The sequence below is a fragment of the Coprococcus sp. AF51-11b1 genome (assembly GCF_027682785.1).
GTDB lineage: Bacteria > Bacillota > Clostridia > Lachnospirales > Lachnospiraceae > Allocoprococcus > Allocoprococcus comes.
This window is the reverse complement of record NZ_JAQCZB010000013.1, coordinates 56309-73205: the sequence shown is the minus strand read 5'-3', so window position 1 is coordinate 73205 and position 16897 is coordinate 56309. Positions and strand designations below refer to the sequence as shown.

Here is a 16897-nt window from a genome sequence, read left to right as displayed (position 1 = left end):
TCGAAAACATTGAACGCGAAATGTGACGAGCACTTCGTGCGATGCACACAGCTCTGAAGAGCTGGCACAAAAACATATCATATGGCGGGATAGCTCAGTTGGCTAGAGCACGCGGTTCATACCCGCGGTGTCGCTGGTTCAAATCCAGTTCCCGCTACTACAAGAAGGAGTCCTTGTGTGGGGCTTCTTTTTGCGTTATATCTATATTATCATTCATGAAAACGCTGAATATCATTTGCCATATTCCAACTTTTATACTCAAACTATAAAATTCACAAATATTAAACTACAAGCGATCCATTGCCTTAAAATTTCCCAACAAAGTACCCCTCCAATACAAAAGCCATTGATAAATCCCCAATTGCATAGGTGCTTAAACTCAACATTTCCCAGGCAGCCGCTCCCAAGCGCTGCCGTCTTTTCAGAGAAAGTCAGCAGGAGGAGAAAAAATATCCCACCAGATTCCATGTTTGGACAAAGGAATCCGGTGGGATATTTTTTCTCCTCCTGCGTCCCCTCTGAACCCGCTCCATTTCGTCTGACTCCCAACAAAACCTATGCAATCCCCCCAAGATGTGATAAAATATCCCTAGATTATGACAAAACGGAGGAATTTTCATATGACATCTAAGACAAAGCAGATCATCATGGCTGCAATCGGCGCATATCTGGTATATACCGGCATATCACTTGTGAAGGACACAATTGTCGGAGAACCGAAAAACCAGATCCTTTTTATTCTGGTCGGAGTATTTTTTGCACTGTTTGGACTGGCTACGATTATCTGGAATATAAGAACAATCGTAAAAGAGACAAAGGCAGAAATTCAGGGTACAACTGCAGGGGCAGAAGAAAACGAAGATGGCGAAGAAGCGGCAAAAAGGGTTTCTTCAGGGAAAGGAGTTGCAGACGTTCATGTAGGAGCTGATACAAAAGAAGAGAAGTCTGCGGATAAAGAGGAAAGGAAAGAAACAGCTGCTGAAGAAAAAGCGGAAGACGGTGAAAAAGAGAAAAAGAAAGCAGAAGATGATACAGAAGCGGTAAAAGACGAAGAAAAGAAAACTGTGGAGGACAAAGAAGATAAGAAAGCAGAAGATGTGCCGGAAGAAAAGAGCAGCGACAAAAAAGCAGATGCCAGACAGGAAGGAGAAGTGTAGAAGATGCGTGTTGGAATGGGATATGATGTTCATAAACTGACAGAAGGAAGAAAGCTGATTCTTGGTGGGGTGGAGATCCCATACGAAAAGGGGCTTCTTGGACATTCGGATGCAGACGTACTTCTGCATGCGATCATGGATGCCCTGCTTGGGGCGGCATCACTTGGAGATATTGGAAAGCATTTTCCGGATACAGATCCTGCATACAAAGGAATTTCCAGTATTAAGCTTCTGGAGCATGTAGGAAAGCTACTGGATGATCGTATGTATGTAATTGAGAATATTGATGCGACGATCATTGCGCAGAGACCGAAGATGCGCCCACATATCGAGCAGATGGAAAAGAATATTGCAGAAGCACTGCATATTGAAACGAATCAGGTAAATGTCAAGGCAACGACGGAAGAAGGTCTTGGATTTACCGGAAGTGGGGAAGGAATTTCTTCCCAGGCAATCTGTGCAATCGAAAAGCTGACTAATTTCAGCAGTGTAGACGTAGCAGCACCTGCAGGTGGCTGCGCAGGCTGTGGAGGTTGTGCAGCAAGACAGATGTAGATCAAGTCTGAATAGAAAGGCACGGCGAAAAAGTAAAATGAAGATACTGAAAAAACTGAAGCCGGAAGAACGTGGGCTTACAAGAACACTGTGGGAACAGGTATTTACAGAAGATACGAAAGAATTTCTGGACTATTATTACACAGAAAAGACGAAGAATAACGAAATCTATGTGATCGAGACAGATCACGATATCCGGGCGATGATGCAGCTGAATCCTTATGTAATACAGATGGGGAAAAAGGCAGTAGAGAGCAGATACATTGTTGCAGTTGCAACAGAGCCTCTTTATCGGCACAGAGGTTATATGGCAGAATTATTAAGCAAGACAGCAAGAGATCTGTATCAGCAAAAAATGCCATTCTTTTTCCTGATGCCCGCAAGTGAGAAAATTTACTATCCACATAATTACCGGTTTATTTATGCAGCCGATGTGTGGAGTGCAAAAGGAACAGACGGGGAAGAACTGACAATACAGAAGATCGTGGAATTGCAGAACGATTCCGGCGTGAGACTTAGAAAGGCAGAGGAAAAAGACTGTAAAAAGCTGGGGGATTTTGCGGAAGAAGTTCTGGAAAAACAGAAAATACAGGTATATACCAAACGGGATGCAGCTTATTATATGCGCCTTTTGAAGGAACAGGAAAGTGAAAAAGGCGGAATCCTGATCGCAGAGCAGGATGGAGAGATGCGAGGAATTCTTGTTTTTGATGAAGAAGACGGGTTTGCAGTAAGAGAACCATTGATCCGGAAGGGATATGAAGATATTTTTGATAAGGCAGGAGTCATCCTCCAAAAAGAAGAAAAGAAAAAACCTTTGATCATGGCGCGGATTTTGAATGTAGAAAATCTTCTGTCTGCAATGGTGTGCAAAGAAGAGATGGATCTGGAGTTTGTTTTGTATGATCCGGTTATCCGGGAGAATAACCGTCTGTTTATGCTAAAAGGCAATGAAGAACATCTTGTAGTCCGGACAAGGACAGCACACACCGGCAAAGATGATGCTGTGCAGAAGATCAGTATTGATGCGCTTACATCGATTGTATTTGGCTATAAAGAGCTGGAAAAGATTGAAGAGGAAGAAAAGGAGATCTTTTCAGCAGAATTCAAAGAAGAAATCAGTAAACTGATTCCGTTTTCGCCTGTTTTTATCAACGAGATTGTCTGATAAGCGGGTTGACAAAAAAGAAAAAATCGCATACTATATGTACTAGATATGAATAAAACTGAAAAGACGGAGAACGAAAAGAGTAGTTATCCTCAGAGTTCCATCAGAGAGGATCTGTCATCGGCTGAAAGCAGATCCGGGAGCAGGGATGATGAAGTGCATTCGGGAGTTGACCGGGCGAACGTGAAAGTGAAGATTTTACAAGTAGCCGGGTACGTGTGGCAGACGTTACAGGCCGTGAGAGAAAAGCAGGATAACTGCTTTTAATTTAGAGTGGAACCGCGGAAACTTCGTCTCTTTTTGAGACGGAGTTTTTTAATTTCACAGGAAATTCCAAATCAGAGGTGAATGAAATGGGAGTTATTTCCTATATCAAAGAAGAAATCAAAGTAGTAAAAGAACGAGATCCGGCAATCAAATCGGATATAGAAGTACTTCTGTATCCAAGTTTTAAGGTAATGCTTCATTACAGGATTGCACATAAGCTGTATCTGAAAAAGCATTATTTTCTGGCGCGCTGGGTATCGCAGCGTGGTGTAAGAAAAACAGGAATCGAGATCCATCCGGGAGCAACCATTGGAAAAGGACTTTTCATCGACCATGGAAGCGGCGTTATCATCGGCGAGACTGCAATCCTGGGCGATAATATTACACTGTATCAGGGGGTAACCCTGGGTGGTACAGGAAAAGAGCAGGGCAAGCGCCATCCAACGCTGGAAGACAACGTCATGGTCAGTGCCGGTGCGAAGGTCATCGGTTCCTTTACGATCGGAAAGAATTCCAAGATCGGAGCAGGATCTGTTGTTATCGAGGAAGTACCTCCGAACTGTACCGTTGTCGGTGTCCCGGGAAGAATTGTACGCATGGGTGACCAGAAAGTTCCGAGTGCTGACCTGGATCAGATCCATCTGCCAGATCCGGTATTGAATGATATCCGTCAGCTTCAGACTGACAATATCCGTCTGAAGAAAGAGCTGAAAGCATTGAAAGAAAAACTCGCGAAAGAAAAAATAATCGAGGAAGCATAGAAAAAAGAAGGAGTAGCTTTATGAAAGTATTTAACACACTTACGAAAAAGAAAGAAGAATTCGTTCCTCTGGAAGAAGGAAAGGTAAGAATGTATGTCTGCGGACCGACCGTATACAATTACATCCATATCGGTAATGCAAGACCGATGATCGTATTTGATACCGTCCGCCGTTATTTTGAATACAAAGGATACGATGTCAATTATGTATCGAACTTCACAGATGTGGATGACAAGATCATCAAAAAGGCAATTGAAGAACAGGTATCCGCGCAGGAAATTTCACAGCGCTATATTGCAGAGTGCAAAAAAGATATGGCAGGAATGAATGTAAAGCCTGCAACCAAGCATCCGCTTGCTACAGAGGAGATCTGCGGTATGGTAGAGATGATCTCTGAACTGATCGACAAGGGTTATGCTTATGAAAAGAACGGAACCGTTTATTTCAGCACAAGAAAATTCAAAGACTATGGAAAATTATCCCACAAGAATCTGGATGATCTCCGTTCCGGTGGACGTTCTCTTCTGGTAAGCGGTGAGGATGAAAAAGAAGATCCGCTGGATTTCGTACTCTGGAAGCCGAAAAAAGAAGGAGAACCTTTCTGGAAGTCACCTTGGTCAGATGGACGTCCGGGATGGCATATTGAGTGTTCTGTGATGTCGAGGAAATATCTTGGTGAACAGATTGATATCCATGCAGGTGGAGAAGATCTGATATTCCCACATCATGAAAATGAAATCGCACAGAGTGAAGCCGCTAACGGTAAAGAATTTGCAAGATACTGGATGCACAATGCATTCCTGAACATTGACAACCGCAAGATGTCAAAATCACTCGGAAACTTCCGTACGGTAAGAGAGATCAGCGAGCAGTATGATCTCCAGGTGCTTCGTTTCTTCATGCTGAGCGCACATTACAGAAGCCCGCTGAACTTCAGTGCAGAGCTGATGGAAGCATCCAAGAACGGTCTGGAGAGAATTCTCAATGCAACCGATAATCTGAAACATCTTATCGCTTCAGTGGCAGCAGAAGAGATGAGTGCCGAAGAAAAAGAAGCATTTTCAAAAACTGATGCATATGTAGAAGAATTTGAAAAAGCAATGGATGATGATTTCAATACAGCAGACGCAATCGCAGCAATCTTTGAACTTGTAAAATATGCAAATACCACTGCGACAGCAGAAAGCTCAAAGGAATATCTCCGGGGATTACTGGACAGAATCGTAAAACTCGGTGATGTTCTGGGACTGATCCTGGATAAGAAGGAAGAACTTCTGGATGCAGATATTGAGAAATTGATCGAAGAGCGTCAGGCGGCAAGAAAAGCAAAAGATTTTGCAAGAGCCGATGCGATCCGTGACGAGCTTCTGGAAAAGGGAATTATCCTGAAGGATACCAGAGAAGGAGTACAATGGAAAAAAGCGTAGAATTTGAAATTGCTGACTATATAAAAGAAGTGCTTGAGATGAAAGAGGTGGAGCCGGAAGGCTATTCACCTCTTACCCTGGCTTATATAGGGGACAGCATTTATGATCTGATCATCAAGACAAAGGTGATCAGCGAAGGAAATAAACAGGTAAAAAAATTACATCAGGAGACAAGCAGTATGGTGCAGGCGTCTGCCCAGTCAGAGATGATGCGTGTCCTTCAGCCATTGCTTACTGAAGAAGAGCATGCTGTTTACAGAAGAGGCCGAAATGCTAAATCAGTATCGCCGGCAAAGAACCAGTCACTGACCGATTACCGACGTGCAACCGGATTTGAAGCGTTGATGGGATGGCTTTACCTGAAAAGAGAATGGAAAAGAATGGCAGATCTGATCAAGATCGGTCTGGATCACTTAAGCGAATGCGAAGAAGAAAAGAAGCAGGAGAAATAGAATGGAAGAAAAAAAGATGAACAGTCAGCAGATCGAGGGAAGAAATGCAGTAATGGAAGCATTTCGCTCCGGGAAACCGATTGACAAAGTATATATTCTTGACGGATGTCAGGACGGACCGATCAGAAGTATCGTAAGAGAAGCAAAAAAGCATGATACGATCCTGAATTTTGTAACCAAAGAACGTCTGAACCAGATTTCAGAGACCGGAAGACATCAGGGGGTCATTGCACAGGCAGCGGCTTACGAGTATGCGCAGGTGGAAGATATGCTGGAGCTTGCAAAACAGAAAGGGGAAGATCCTTTCCTGATCCTTCTGGACAATATTGAGGATCCACATAATCTCGGCGCAATCATCCGTACTGCCAATCTTGCAGGTGCGCATGGTGTGATCATTCCGAAGCACCGCGCAGCAGGTCTTACTGCAACCGTTGCAAAGACATCAGCAGGTGCGCTGAATTACACACCGGTAGCAAAAGTCACCAATCTGGTGAAAACCATGGAAGAACTGAAAGAAAAGGGACTCTGGTTCGTCTGTGCAGATATGGATGGGGATGTGATGTACCGCGTGAATCTGAAAGGACCGATTGGTCTGGTGATCGGAAACGAAGGCGAAGGTGTTGGACGTCTGGTAAAAGAAACCTGTGATATGACGGCAGCCATTCCGATGAAGGGAGATATTGACTCCCTGAATGCGTCTGTGGCAGCAGGTGTCCTTGCCTATGAGATCGTGCGTCAGCGCATGAGTTAGGAAAATCGGAGAATGAAAATGGATCTGGGGAAAATGACGGATGAGCAGCTGATTGAACTGCTTCGGGAAGGTAAGACCGAGATCACGGATTATCTGATGGAAAAATACAAAGACATGGTACGCAAACAAGCGCGTGCCATGTATCTGTGGGGCGGAGAAAATGACGATCTGATCCAGGAGGGGATGATCGGTCTTTTTAAAGCGGTGCAGGATTATGATCCGAAAGAAGGTGCAAGCTTTTCAAGTTTTGCCGGACTTTGTGTGTCACGCCAGATGTATACGGCGATTAAGGCTTCACAGCGGAAAAAACATCTGCCGCTCAATTCCTATGTGTCGATTTACGCATCTGCCAGTGACAATCCGGAGGAGAACGGGCTTTCCATAGTAGATACGATCGAAGCAGGGAAAGAGAGTAATCCGGAGCTGATGATTCTTGGAGAAGAGTATACGAATGCATTTGAAGAGGAACTGAAAGAAAAATTAAGTAAGCTGGAGCGAAAGGTGCTGTATCTTCATTTGCAGGGAATGGAATATCTGAATATTGCAGAATTTATGGACAAAAGTCCGAAGACGATCGACAATGCCCTGCAGCGGATCAAAGCGAAAGCACGCCAGCTTCTGGAAGAAATGCGCCGGTCTGAAAAAAAGTAAAAATATAGTTTTAAAATTGTTGACAAGCAAAGCAGTGATATGCTATATTAAATGAGTCGCGAAAATGCGCAGGCTGCCTTGGCTCAGTCGGTAGAGCGTCGCCTTGGTAAGGCGGAGGTCGGCGGTTCGATTCCGCTAGGCAGCTTATATATTTAAGAAGCAGAGTTGTATTTCCGGTTGGAAGGTACAATGTCTGCTTTTTTTTCACTTGTCCGTGTGTGGAAAGTGTGATAAACTAAAGGACATGAATCAAAACTGTCCACAGGACAATGATTGAGATGCATGACAAGAAAAAGACTGCCATATAATGGCAGATTATGAAGTAATAGAGAGATGCGAGGAGGAACTTCAATGGCAGAAGAAGCTGTATCAAAGAATTTTATAGAACAGGAAATTGAAAAAGATCTTGCAGAAGGCGTATACGATCATGTATGTACCCGTTTTCCACCGGAACCGAATGGATACCTTCACATCGGACATGCAAAGTCTATCCTTTTAAACTACGGACTTGCACAGAAATATAACGGAACATTCCATATGCGTTTTGACGATACCAACCCGACAAAGGAAAAGACTGAGTTCGTTGAGTCTATCAAAGCAGATATCAAGTGGCTGGGTGCTGACTGGGGAGATCATCTCTATTTTGCATCTGATTATTTTGATCAGATGTATGAGTATGCGATCAAACTGATCAAGAAAGGGAAAGCTTATGTCTGTGACCTGACAGCGGATCAGATCCGTGAGTACAGAGGAACTCTGACAGAGCCGGGAAAGGACAGCCCGTACCGTGACAGAAGTGTGGAAGAAAACCTTGAGCTTTTTGAAAATATGCGTGCAGGCAAGTATGCAGACGGAGAGAAGGTTCTCCGTGCGAAGATAGATATGGCATCACCGAATATCAATATGAGAGATCCGATCCTCTACCGTGTAGCCCGTATGACACATCATAATACCGGTGATAAGTGGTGCATCTACCCGATGTATGACTTTGCACATCCGATCGAGGATGCGATCGAAGGAATCACTCATTCTATCTGTACACTGGAATTTGAAGATCACAGACCGCTTTATGACTGGGTAGTAAGAGAATGTGAATTTGCAAATCCACCGCGTCAGATCGAATTTGCAAAATTATATCTGACGAACGTAGTTACAGGAAAGCGTTATATCAAGAAACTTGTAGAAGATAAGATTGTGGACGGCTGGGATGATCCGAGACTGGTTTCCATCGCAGCACTTCGTCGCCGTGGATTCACACCGGAATCTATCAAGATGTTCGTTGACCTGTGTGGAGTTTCCAAAGCACAGAGCTCTGTAGATTATGCAATGCTCGAGTACTGTATCCGCGAGGATCTGAAGCTTAAGAGAGCACGTATGATGGCAGTTCTTGATCCGATCAAGCTTGTGATCGACAATTATCCAGAAGGACAGATTGAATATCTGGATGCACCGAATAATCTTGAGAATGAAGAACTTGGAAGCCGTCAGCTTCCATTTGGAAGAGAGCTTTATATTGAGAGAGAAGACTTTATGGAAGAGCCTCCGAAGAAATATTTCCGTCTGTTCCCAGGCAACGAAGTACGTCTGATGAATGCTTACTTTGTAACTTGTACAGGATTTGAAAAGGATGAAGATGGTAAAGTAACTGTTGTACATTGTACTTATGATCCGGAGACAAAGAGCGGTTCCGGATTCACAGGAAGAAAAGTAAAAGGAACGATCCACTGGGTAGAGGCAAGTACAGCACTTCCGGCAACCGTAAGACTGTATGAGAATCTGATCGACGAAGAAAAGGGTGTCTACAATAAAGAAGACGGTTCCCTGAACCTGAATCCGAATTCTCTTACAGAGAAAGAAATCTTTGTAGAATCAAACTTTGCAGATGCAAAAGCATATGAAAGCTTCCAGTTTGTACGTCAGGGATATTTCTGCGTGGATTCTCATGATTCGTCTAAAGAACATCTGGTATTTAACAGAATCGTTTCGCTGAAGAGTTCATTCAAGCTGCCAAAATAAAGAAAGCAGTCTTGCTCAGAATTTAATTGCAAATAATGTGTTAGTCGACAGTTTTTGAAAAGAAATGGCAATGAAAAACCCGGTAAGAATGAAAAATTCTTCCGGGTTTTGGTTTTATGCAGAAAATGATAGGCTGTAAGAAAAGTTCTTTCTTAAACTTCTTCTGAAGCCGGATCGGATTCTTCGGAATCAGTTTCCGGTGTCTGGGAAGCGGCTTCTGGTCCGGCTTCTGCATCGTCAGTTTTTTCTTCAGACTCTTCAGAGGTTTCTTCCTTTGCAGAAGATGGAGTAAGAGTTGTGTAACCACGCTCAGGCACTTCGCCAAGATCATCATCCAGTTCAAAATCATCCTCTTCAAAAGAGTCATCGAACTCGTCTTCCGGTTCTTCATTATGTCGGTTCTTTAACCAGTAATATGCACCGGCACCAGCTGCGCCTGCGGCAGTCAGTCCGAGCAGGATTTTACCAAAATTTTTAGCCATGTTGCTGCTCCTTTCTTGATCTCGTCCTGTCAGATATGGCAGATGAGATAGTTCGTCATGAAATATAGTATACATGAATAATTTTATTGTAATACTTTTATTTGAAAAGGGAAAGTAAAATATTTATAAAAGAACCAGAAAAACAACAAAAATAAGGAAGTGTTGTACGATTATAAGCAGCTGGAATGTTGTGAAAGAATAAAAATTGTGTTACGATATACAATAGTATCTAAAGAGAGGAAGACCGCGCATGAGAGAAATTACAAAATACCATGATACCAGTAAGACAGTCAAAGAACGTGCCAAGAACAAATTATTTGGTGCAGTGTACAGCCATACTGCAATTATTCTTTTACTAATCCTTCTTCAGATTGGTATTATGGTCCTCACTTTTACATATCTGGGAAATTACAGTACCTATATGAACGGAGTGATGTCCCTTCTCTCCTTTATTACAGCGATTTATATTTTTAATGAAAAAGGGAATCCGGCGTTTAAGATGACGTGGATCCTGTTTGTGTTCCTTGTCCCGGTGGTTGGAGTTGGATTTTATCTGTTTACAAAAGCAGGGATCGGAACCAAATATCTGGGTGCCAGACTGGAGAAGCTTCGAGTGGAGACTGAACCTTATATGCAGCAGAATGAATATGTCGTCCATGCGATGAAAGGTGGAAGGGTTGCGAATGCCAATCTGTCACATTTTCTTTATAACCAGGTGGGATTTCCGACTTATGGGAACTCACAGGCACAGTATTTTCCACTGGGAGATGACAAATTTCCGATTCTGATCGAGGAATTGAATAAGGCAGAAAAATTTATTTTCATGGAATATTTTATTATCGGAGAAGGATATGTGTGGGACACTGTCCTGGAGGTCCTGCGTAAAAAGGTGAAAGAGGGCGTGGAAGTACGCCTGATGTATGACGGAACCTGCAGTATCAGCCTTTTGCCGTATGAGTATCCGAAGCAGCTCAGGGAATATGGAATCCAGTGCAAGGAATTTGGACCGATCGTACCCATCCTTTCTACCAGCCAGAATAACCGGGATCACCGGAAAATCTGTGTGGTTGACGGAAAGGTTGCATTTACCGGAGGTGTCAATCTGGCAGATGAATATATCAACAAGAAAGTCCGGTTCGGACACTGGAAAGATACAGCGATCAAAATCGAAGGCGATGCCGTGCAGAGTTTTACCATGATGTTCCTGCAGATGTGGAATATTACGGAGAGACAGCCGGAGGATTATGCAAAGTATCTGACAGAAAAGCAGCCGGGGTTCAGCCGCAAAGACGGTTACATCATCCCATATGGAGACAGTCCGTTTGACCATGAGAATGTAGGAGAAGAAGTGTATTTCCACATCCTGAATCATGCCAAGAAGTATGTGCATATTATGACACCGTATCTGATCCTGGACAATGAGATGATTGATGCGCTGACAAGAGCTGCAAAAGGTGGAATAGAAGTGCAGATTATTATGCCACATATTCCGGATAAGCCGTATGCATTTTATCTTGCGAAGACTTATTATGAGGAACTGATCGCAGGCGGGGTAGAGATCTATGAATATACGCCTGGATTTGTCCATGCGAAAGTATTTACTTCAGACGATGATACGGCGACAGTAGGCAGTATCAATCTGGATTACCGTAGTCTTTATCTGCATTTTGAATGCGGTGTTTTCATTTACCGCAATCCGGTGGTGCGTGATATTGAAAAAGATTTCCAGGAGACCCTTGCAAAATGCCAGAAGGTGACGATGACGGAGGTCAGAAACCGGAGCACTTTTGTGAAAATATATGGTCAGGTTTTAAGAATTGTGGCACCGCTGATGTAGGAAAACACTCAGAGAGCAGTAAAATCAAGAAAAATGCGGAATTTTCGGGAAGTAGCTGAAAATAAGAGTGTACTTTTTATTTGAAATGTAGTATAATTCAATCGGTGTCTTTATAAGGGACATTGATTATATTTATAAGTAGGAGTTATCCCGATGAAAAGAGGGATGACACTGTGGAGATATTTCACAGATAGCCAAGAACACGCAGGAGGATTTATTATGGTTAAAGCAGTAGTAGGTGCGAACTGGGGAGACGAAGGAAAAGGTAAGATCACAGATATGCTTGCCGAAAAAGCAGATATTATCATTCGTTTCCAGGGTGGAGCAAATGCCGGACATACAATTATCAATGATTACGGCAAATTCGCTCTTCATACATTACCGTCAGGAGTTTTCTACGGACATACAACCAGTATCATCGGCAATGGTGTCGCTGTAGATATCCCGGTTCTTTTCAAGGAAATCCAGTCAATCATTGACAGAGATGTTCCGATGCCGAAGATTCTGGTGTCAGACCGTGCACAGATGGTGATGTCTTATCACAAGAATTTTGATGCATATGAGGAAGAGAGACTGGGCGGAAAGTCGTTCGGATCTACAAAGTCTGGTATTGCACCGTTCTATTCAGACAAGTATGCAAAGATCGGTTTCCAGATCAGCGAGCTTTTTGAAGACGAAGCTGAACTTAGAGAAAAGGTAAACCGTGTAGCAGAGCAGAAGAATGTTATGCTGGAACACCTTTATCACAAACCGTTAATCAATCCTGATGATTTATATAACGAACTGATGGAATACAAAGAAATGGTAGCACCGTATGTATGTAACGTTTCTCTGTATCTTGACGAAGCCCTCAAGGAAGGAAAAGAAATCCTTCTTGAAGGACAGCTTGGAACATTAAAGGATCCGGATCATGGAATTTACCCAATGGTAACTTCTTCTTCTACACTGGCAGCTTATGGTGCGATCGGTGCTGGAATCCCGCCGTATGAGATCAAACAGATCGTTACAGTATGTAAAGCATACTCAAGTGCAGTAGGAGCAGGTGCCTTTGTAAGTGAGATTTTTGGCGAAGAAGCAGATGAACTTAGAAGACGCGGTGGAGACGGCGGGGAATTCGGCGCAACAACCGGTCGCCCGAGACGTATGGGATGGTTTGACTGTGTAGCATCCAAATATGGATGCCGTATGCAGGGAGCTACAGATGTAGCATTTACTGTTGTTGATGTACTTGGATACCTGGATGAAATTCCGGTATGTGTAGGATACGAGATTGACGGAGAAGTTACAACAGAATTCCCGACAACACATCTTCTTGAGAAAGCAAAACCAGTATTCAAGACACTTCCGGGATGGAAATGCGACATCAGAGGAATCAAGAAATACGAAGATCTTCCGGAGAACTGCAGAAACTACATTGAGTTTATCGAAAAAGAAATCGGATATCCGATCACAATGGTTTCTAATGGACCGGGAAGACATGATATCATCTTCAGAAATAAATAGGAATATAAAAAAAGGGGCAGGGCTTTTTTAAGTCCTGCCTCATTTTTATGGTAAATTATCAAATTGTGATAATGGTTGGTTATGTATTACAGTAAGTACACTCCGCGGGATGCGGCTTCTTCGAGGACGTCGTCCGGCCAGATGGAGGACTGGACTTCTCCGATGTGGGCTTTGCGGAGATAGAACATACAGATTCGGGACTGTCCGATTCCGCCTCCGACTGTGTACGGAAGTTTTCCGTTCAGTAATGCTTTCTGGAAATCCATCTCGGCGCGTTCTTCGCAGCCGGCTTCCTTTAACTGACGGCGGAGTGCATCTTCATCGACACGGATACCCATGGAAGAAAGCTCCAGTGCGATATCGAGTACCGGATAGTAGACGATGATATCACCGTTCAGTTCCCAGTCATCGTAGTCCGGTGCACGTCCGTCATGACGCTGTCCGGAGGCAAGGGTCTTACCGATCTGTTTGATGAATACGGCACCTTTGGCTTTGGCAAAGTGGTATTCACGTTCCTTTGGTGTCTTGTCCGGATACATGGTTTCCAGTTCCTGGGATGTGATGAAGCTGATTTCATCCGGAAGGAATTCTTCAATATAATTGTAACGGCGTGCCATGTAGGCTTCGGTTTCTTTAAGTGCACTGTATACTTTTCCTACAGTGTATTCCAGTGTCTCCATGTTGCGTTCTTCTTTGGAAATTACTTTTTCCCAGTCCCACTGGTCAACATAGATGGAATGGATGTTGTCAGTATCTTCATCTCGGCGGATAGCGCTCATATCAGTATAAAGTCCTTCTCCTGAATGAAAGCCGTAGCGCTTTAAGGCGTAACGTTTCCATTTTGCAAGAGAGTGGACGATCTCAACTTCGCGGTCTTCCTGTTCTTTGATGCCAAATGCAACCGGGCGTTCTACTCCGTTCAGGTTATCGTTCAGTCCGGATTCCGGGCGGACGAAAAGAGGAGCGGATACACGCGTCAGATGCAGAGATTTGGCAAGTGCGCGTTCAAAGTGGTCTTTTACTTCTTTGATTGCCACTTCAGTCTCGCGGATCGTAAGTGGAGAATGGTAATTCTCCGGTATCTGCAAATTGTTCATGATGTTCTTCCTTTCTTACTACTCACTATGTCTAGTTTAGTGAATTGACGTGGTGTTGTCAATCATATTTTCTTAAGAAACAACTTATGATTTTTTTAGAGAATCTCCATAGTAAGGTCACAGAACACGGCTATACTCTTAAAATAAAACATTCATCATAAAAAAGAAAAAGTCATAAATCAGAAAATAAGAACATATATTAAAGATGTCGGGGAAATGCCGGATGAGGCTTATACCAGAAGGCAGACAGACGAAAAAACTGTAGACAGGAGGTAACAAGATATGCAGAAAGAGAAGAATATCAGCACACAGGAAGTCATTTCCATGGAAGAATATTTAAATAAGAGACAGAAGATCAGAGAACAGGAGAAAAAACGATTCGGTGGCAGATTCGGCGAAGAGAAAAGCCCTGCCTGGATGATGGCAGAGCTTTATGTATGAGATGTTAATATTCACTGTGAAAGTCGTCATCATTCCTGTGGATCAGACGATAAACCAGGATGTAGGCGTAACTCATAACCGGCACAAGAATCGTGCAGGCAACAGATGCTTTCAGAAGTCCTAATGATCTGGATTTGTCGATAAATGCAAATACCAGAGTGCTGACGTACATCAGGAACAGAAGAATTGCACAGATAAGAGCCGCAAAACGCTTGATTTTTTTCATAACAACCACCTTCGTACTGTACTTTATCTCTATTATATAGATAAAAAACAATTTCTACAAGAAAATGTTTTGCAAACAGTCGAAAAATGCTGTATGATATATGAAGTGATAAAGAACAAAAAGGAGAATTTACAGTATGAGTACATTATTAGAACAGTGGAGAGATACCGCTTACTCGAAAGAGATGGATAAAGCTTCTCTGCAGAAGTTCTGGGGAACCTATTTCCAGACTGAAAAAGAGATCTATGAAAAGCTGCTTGAGAATCCGGACGAAGAAGTAAAAGGAACTGTAAAGGAACTTGCTGAAAAATATGGCATTAATGTATTTACAATGACAGGATTCCTTGATGGAATCAATGACAGCCTGAAAGTGGCTAATCCAATTGAAACAATGGATGAGGACACTGAGGTAAGTCTTGCTTTTGATAAAGAACTGCTTTACAAGAACATGGTAGATGCAAAAGCTGACTGGCTGTATGAACTGCCACAGTGGGATAAGATTTTTACAGAAGAAAAGAAAAAAGTCCTTTACAAAGAACAGAAAAACGCACGTACAATCCACGTAGAAAAGAAAGTTTATCCAAACGATCCATGTCCGTGCGGAAGCGGTAAAAAATATAAAAAATGCTGTGGTAAGAACAAATAAGTTCTGATAGAAATTTTCAATACATTTTTTTGAACGTGTTGACAAATGAAAATCCCATGGTATAATGTTAGCAAATGCGATGAAGAGAAGAGTAGAACGCAGAAAAATCCCAGAGAGAGAGGTCTTAGGCTGAGAGCCTCTTATTACAGAAGCGTTTGAAGACCACCTCCGAGCGGCTGTAAAACAGTCCGGCTGGATACCGTTATCATCCACAAAGAGGTCCTGGAAATCAGGACAAGCGGGGTGGAACCGCGGGTATACAAAGTGACTCGTCCTCTGCAGCAGATAATCTGTTGCAGAGGTTTTTTATTTTAAAAGTTAAGTTGTCTGGAAAAGATGTACTAGAAAATTTGAAGGAGCATATTGCACAAAAGAAATTCAGCCAATTCACTTTTTGCGCAATGGAGATGAAACTCAAAAATCGTGGAAGCCATTGCTGAACACGATTTTCGTTCTAAGAGGTTCATCGGAATGCCCTTGCGCAATGGAATTGGATGAAATTCTTTTGTGCAATATGCGGTCTTGAATTACAGACAGTAGCTTTTACAGAAAGGATGATCTAATGGAAAGTATTTACGATTGTTTCAAGCTGAACAATGATATGAAAATCCCATGCGTTGGTTTTGGAACTTACAAAGCAGCAGAAGGGAATAACGTAGAGGTTTTAAAGACTGCCATAGAAGCGGGATATCGCTATTTTGATACTGCATCCTTTTATCAGACCGAAGATTTTTTAGGGCAGGCGATCCGTGAAAGCAATCTTCCAAGAGAGGATTTTTTCCTTGTATCCAAGATGTGGAAAGATGAAATGGGATATCAGCAGACAAAGGATGCATTAGAAAAGAGTCTGAAAAGACTTGGTACCGATTATCTGGACATCTATCTGATCCACTGGCCAAGACCGTCGGCTGACTGTGAGAACTGGAAAGAACTGGATCTTGAGACCTGGAGGGCGATGGAAGAACTTCAGAAAGAAGGAAAAATCCGGGGACTTGGACTCAGCAATTTTCTTCCGCACCATATTAAGAACATTCTGGAGAATGGAACAGTAAAACCAGTTGTCAACCAGCTGGAACTGCATCCGGGTTATATGCAGCAGGCTGCTGTGCAGTATTGTAAAGAGCATGGTATTCAGATGCAGGCATGGAGCCCGATCGGAAGACGGCGGATTCTGGAAGATGGACTGATCCTTGAACTTGCCGGAAAGTATCAGGTTTCACCGGCGCAGCTGTGTCTGAGATTCCTGCTTCAGAATGATATCATTCCGCTTCCAAAATCATCTTCGATGGAGCGGATGAAACAGAATATGGATCTGTTCCATTTTGAGATCAGCGAAGAGGATGTATCGAGACTGGCAACTATGCCACAGGCAGGATGGTCAGGAGAACATCCGGATCCGGAGCTTGCACAGAAAAATGTTGTATAATCAGAAATTATAAAATAAAGAGAGGAACAAAAAG

The 16897-nt window shown here is 43.0% G+C and carries 17 protein-coding genes, 2 tRNA genes and 2 other annotated features; of the genes, 16 read left to right on the top strand and 3 right to left on the bottom strand.

Annotated elements, in window-relative coordinates; genetic code table 11:
• Nucleotides 1-83 precede the first annotated feature (83 nt).
• The 11 genes from PGY05_RS13070 (at nt 84) to PGY05_RS13020 (ending at nt 9205) form a co-directional block, all read left to right on the top strand.
• A tRNA-Met gene (locus PGY05_RS13070) sits at nt 84-157 on the top strand.
• Between the two features lie 463 nt (nt 158-620).
• Complete coding sequence (locus PGY05_RS13065; protein ID WP_270476095.1) at nt 621-1157, top strand: hypothetical protein; 537 nt, start codon at nt 621-623, stop codon at nt 1155-1157.
• Between the two features lie 3 nt (nt 1158-1160).
• Nucleotides 1161-1712 (top strand): 2-C-methyl-D-erythritol 2,4-cyclodiphosphate synthase, encoded by a 552-nt coding sequence (ispF, locus tag PGY05_RS13060; protein ID WP_055157585.1) that lies wholly within the window; start codon nt 1161-1163, stop codon nt 1710-1712.
• Nucleotides 1713-1749: 37 nt separating this feature from the next.
• Nucleotides 1750-2880 (top strand): GNAT family N-acetyltransferase, encoded by a 1131-nt coding sequence (locus PGY05_RS13055; protein ID WP_270476094.1) that lies wholly within the window; start codon nt 1750-1752, stop codon nt 2878-2880.
• 60 nt (nt 2881-2940) lie between these two features.
• Nucleotides 2941-3181: a binding site (T-box leader), on the top strand.
• Nucleotides 3182-3233: 52 nt separating this feature from the next.
• The gene (epsC, locus tag PGY05_RS13050) at nt 3234-3908 is read left to right on the top strand and encodes a serine O-acetyltransferase EpsC (RefSeq protein ID WP_008374760.1); all 675 of its coding nucleotides are present in this window, start codon (nt 3234-3236) and stop codon (nt 3906-3908) included.
• A 20-nt stretch (nt 3909-3928) separates the two neighbouring features.
• Nucleotides 3929-5335 (top strand): cysteine--tRNA ligase, encoded by a 1407-nt coding sequence (gene cysS, locus PGY05_RS13045; protein ID WP_055157591.1) that lies wholly within the window; start codon nt 3929-3931, stop codon nt 5333-5335.
• Nucleotides 5320-5787 (top strand): Mini-ribonuclease 3, encoded by a 468-nt coding sequence (locus PGY05_RS13040; protein WP_055157593.1) that lies wholly within the window; start codon nt 5320-5322, stop codon nt 5785-5787. Before cysS ends, PGY05_RS13040 begins: the two co-directional genes overlap by 16 nt.
• A 1-nt stretch (nt 5788) precedes the next feature.
• Nucleotides 5789-6538, top strand: coding sequence for a 23S rRNA (guanosine(2251)-2'-O)-methyltransferase RlmB (gene rlmB / locus PGY05_RS13035; RefSeq protein WP_008374767.1), 750 nt, complete (start codon nt 5789-5791; stop codon nt 6536-6538).
• Between the two features lie 12 nt (nt 6539-6550).
• Nucleotides 6551-7189, top strand: a complete 639-nt coding sequence (locus tag PGY05_RS13030) for a sigma-70 family RNA polymerase sigma factor (protein WP_117835247.1) — start codon at nt 6551-6553, stop codon at nt 7187-7189.
• A gap of 72 nt (nt 7190-7261) precedes the next feature.
• Nucleotides 7262-7334: transfer RNA gene (locus PGY05_RS13025), tRNA-Thr, on the top strand.
• A gap of 206 nt (nt 7335-7540) precedes the next feature.
• Complete coding sequence (locus tag PGY05_RS13020) at nt 7541-9205, top strand: glutamine--tRNA ligase/YqeY domain fusion protein (RefSeq protein WP_055297102.1); 1665 nt, start codon at nt 7541-7543, stop codon at nt 9203-9205.
• Nucleotides 9206-9357: 152 nt separating this feature from the next.
• Here PGY05_RS13020 and PGY05_RS13015 read toward each other — a convergent pair whose 3' ends face one another.
• On the bottom strand, nt 9358-9687 hold the full coding sequence (locus tag PGY05_RS13015; RefSeq protein WP_022220550.1) for a hypothetical protein: 330 nt from the start codon (nt 9685-9687) through the stop codon (nt 9358-9360).
• A gap of 250 nt (nt 9688-9937) precedes the next feature.
• Here PGY05_RS13015 and cls point away from each other — a divergent pair, with 250 nt between their 5' ends.
• Both cls and PGY05_RS13005 read left to right on the top strand, forming a co-directional pair.
• Complete coding sequence (gene cls, locus PGY05_RS13010) at nt 9938-11524, top strand: cardiolipin synthase (protein WP_172676493.1); 1587 nt, start codon at nt 9938-9940, stop codon at nt 11522-11524.
• Between the two features lie 219 nt (nt 11525-11743).
• A complete protein-coding gene (locus PGY05_RS13005) occupies nt 11744-13027 on the top strand; it encodes an adenylosuccinate synthase (RefSeq protein ID WP_055157598.1) in 1284 nt (427 codons plus the stop codon).
• Nucleotides 13028-13113: 86 nt separating this feature from the next.
• On the opposite strand, the gene asnA is transcribed toward PGY05_RS13005, so the two are convergent.
• Nucleotides 13114-14124 (bottom strand): aspartate--ammonia ligase, encoded by a 1011-nt coding sequence (gene asnA / locus PGY05_RS13000; RefSeq protein WP_008374783.1) that lies wholly within the window; start codon nt 14122-14124, stop codon nt 13114-13116.
• Between the two features lie 282 nt (nt 14125-14406).
• On the opposite strand from asnA, the gene PGY05_RS12995 reads away from it, so the two are divergent.
• Nucleotides 14407-14565: a hypothetical protein gene (locus tag PGY05_RS12995; RefSeq protein WP_008374787.1), complete on the top strand. Its 159-nt coding sequence runs from the start codon at nt 14407-14409 to the stop codon at nt 14563-14565.
• A gap of 4 nt (nt 14566-14569) precedes the next feature.
• Here the strand turns inward: PGY05_RS12995 and PGY05_RS12990 are convergent, their stop codons facing one another.
• Nucleotides 14570-14791, bottom strand: coding sequence for a hypothetical protein (locus PGY05_RS12990; protein ID WP_055260855.1), 222 nt, complete (start codon nt 14789-14791; stop codon nt 14570-14572).
• Nucleotides 14792-14927: 136 nt separating this feature from the next.
• Between PGY05_RS12990 and PGY05_RS12985 the strand changes: the two genes are divergently transcribed.
• Both PGY05_RS12985 and PGY05_RS12980 read left to right on the top strand, forming a co-directional pair.
• A complete protein-coding gene (locus tag PGY05_RS12985) occupies nt 14928-15437 on the top strand; it encodes an SEC-C metal-binding domain-containing protein (RefSeq protein ID WP_022220547.1) in 510 nt (169 codons plus the stop codon).
• Nucleotides 15438-15507: 70 nt separating this feature from the next.
• Nucleotides 15508-15717, top strand: a binding site (T-box leader).
• Nucleotides 15718-15999: 282 nt separating this feature from the next.
• Nucleotides 16000-16863, top strand: coding sequence for an aldo/keto reductase (locus tag PGY05_RS12980; protein ID WP_008374798.1), 864 nt, complete (start codon nt 16000-16002; stop codon nt 16861-16863).
• The last annotated feature ends 34 nt before the right edge of the window (nt 16864-16897 follow it).

Bases quoted from the DNA above. Each gene is read 5' to 3' on its own strand.
- PGY05_RS13015 (WP_022220550.1), bottom strand. From the start codon at position 9,687: ATGGCTAAAAATTTTGGTAAAATCCTGCTCGGACTGACTGCCGCAGGC.
- asnA (WP_008374783.1), bottom strand. From the start codon at position 14,124: ATGAACAATTTGCAGATACCGGAGAATTACCATTCTCCACTTACGATC.
- PGY05_RS13020 (WP_055297102.1), top strand. From the start codon at position 7,541: ATGGCAGAAGAAGCTGTATCAAAGAATTTTATAGAACAGGAAATTGAA.
- PGY05_RS12980 (WP_008374798.1), top strand. From the start codon at position 16,000: ATGGAAAGTATTTACGATTGTTTCAAGCTGAACAATGATATGAAAATC.
- PGY05_RS13065 (WP_270476095.1), top strand. From the start codon at position 621: ATGACATCTAAGACAAAGCAGATCATCATGGCTGCAATCGGCGCATAT.
- PGY05_RS13040 (WP_055157593.1), top strand. From the start codon at position 5,320: ATGGAAAAAAGCGTAGAATTTGAAATTGCTGACTATATAAAAGAAGTG.
- PGY05_RS12990 (WP_055260855.1), bottom strand. From the start codon at position 14,791: ATGAAAAAAATCAAGCGTTTTGCGGCTCTTATCTGTGCAATTCTTCTG.
- PGY05_RS13005 (WP_055157598.1), top strand. From the start codon at position 11,744: ATGGTTAAAGCAGTAGTAGGTGCGAACTGGGGAGACGAAGGAAAAGGT.
- PGY05_RS12985 (WP_022220547.1), top strand. From the start codon at position 14,928: ATGAGTACATTATTAGAACAGTGGAGAGATACCGCTTACTCGAAAGAG.
- rlmB (WP_008374767.1), top strand. From the start codon at position 5,789: ATGGAAGAAAAAAAGATGAACAGTCAGCAGATCGAGGGAAGAAATGCA.
- cls (WP_172676493.1), top strand. From the start codon at position 9,938: ATGAGAGAAATTACAAAATACCATGATACCAGTAAGACAGTCAAAGAA.
- PGY05_RS13055 (WP_270476094.1), top strand. From the start codon at position 1,750: ATGAAGATACTGAAAAAACTGAAGCCGGAAGAACGTGGGCTTACAAGA.
- ispF (WP_055157585.1), top strand. From the start codon at position 1,161: ATGCGTGTTGGAATGGGATATGATGTTCATAAACTGACAGAAGGAAGA.
- PGY05_RS12995 (WP_008374787.1), top strand. From the start codon at position 14,407: ATGCAGAAAGAGAAGAATATCAGCACACAGGAAGTCATTTCCATGGAA.
- epsC (WP_008374760.1), top strand. From the start codon at position 3,234: ATGGGAGTTATTTCCTATATCAAAGAAGAAATCAAAGTAGTAAAAGAA.
- PGY05_RS13030 (WP_117835247.1), top strand. From the start codon at position 6,551: ATGAAAATGGATCTGGGGAAAATGACGGATGAGCAGCTGATTGAACTG.
- cysS (WP_055157591.1), top strand. From the start codon at position 3,929: ATGAAAGTATTTAACACACTTACGAAAAAGAAAGAAGAATTCGTTCCT.